Source organism: Ensifer adhaerens, from assembly GCF_001270265.1.
Taxonomy (GTDB): Bacteria; Pseudomonadota; Alphaproteobacteria; order Rhizobiales; family Rhizobiaceae; genus Ensifer; species Ensifer adhaerens_B.
Genome location: NZ_LGAP01000081.1, coordinates 1 through 1,091 on the forward strand (window position 1 = coordinate 1; position 1,091 = coordinate 1,091).

The following is a 1,091-nucleotide window of genomic DNA, read 5'->3' on the forward strand; positions in this document are numbered from 1 at the left end:
TATTGATCCGGCACGGTGATAGTTAGGCTGCGTATCGGCATCGGGGGTCGCGGAAGAAGGCTCGCACGGCGTCTGGCGACTGTGCCAGGCCGGTCATGTGGCTTTCGGCCGCGGCCTTGAGCCTGGCCTTGGTTTTGACTGGGACGGTGGTGCTGATGGCATGCTTGAGGCTGGCATTGAGCCGCTCATCTGGGTTCAATTCAGGCGAGTAGCTGGGAAGATAGAAGATCTCGATTTGATCTTTGCGTGTCTCCAGCCATGCCTTGACCAATTTCGAGTGATGCGCCCGGAGATTGTCGAGGATGAGAAAGATTTTGCGATCCGCATCTTTGATGAGCGCTTCGAGGAACTCGATCAGCCGATCCGCGCCGAAGTTCTCTTCAATGATCATCCAGCGCGTCTTGCCCTGATTGGTGACGGTCGAGATCATCGACAACTTGGCTCGGCTTCCCGGTGCGTAAGCGACCGGCGTCTCTCCTTTGGGAGCATAAGATCGGCCGCGCACGTCTGTGTTGATAACAGCGGTCTCGTCGCCCCAGTGGATTTCACCACCCTCGGCCTTGGCCTGCGCTTCGATCGCTGGATAGGTCGCCTCCAGCCAGGCCTGCACGGCCTGCGGATTTTGCTCATAGGCCCGACGGATCGGCTTCTGCGGCGTAAACCCCCAGCGCTTCAGATAATTGCCGACAGCGCGGATCTTCAGGGAAATACCGCATTCCCGGCTTATCAACTCCATCACCGCCCCGCGCGTCCACAGCGCAAATTCCATCTTCAGTTGCTCAGGCCGCTTGTCGCAGATCAAGCGACGGATTTGCACCTCCTGCTCAGGGCTCAGGCTGCGGCCGTCGCCTGGGGATCGGCCGCGATCCTTTGGCTTGAGGCTCGCCACACCTTCCGCTTCATAGCCGTCGATCGCCTTGCGAACCGCCTGCCACGACAGGCCCGTCAACTCGACAATCCGCATCACTTTGTGACCGGCCTTGTACAACCGGACCACCTGCCGGCGAAGCTCATAAAGCGCTGATTTGCTCAGTTTCCGTGCGTCTGTCTCCATGCCCAAATTATACTATTTCGCGCTCGCTAACTCAATA

General features: G+C 58.6%; 1 protein-coding gene. It reads right to left on the reverse strand.

The window, feature by feature from the left end:
- Positions 1-22 precede the first annotated feature (22 nt).
- The gene (locus tag AC244_RS34750; protein WP_053253362.1) at positions 23-1,054 is read right to left on the reverse strand and encodes an IS630 family transposase; all 1,032 of its coding nucleotides are present in this window, start codon (positions 1,052-1,054) and stop codon (positions 23-25) included.
- Positions 1,055-1,091 lie beyond the last annotated feature (37 nt).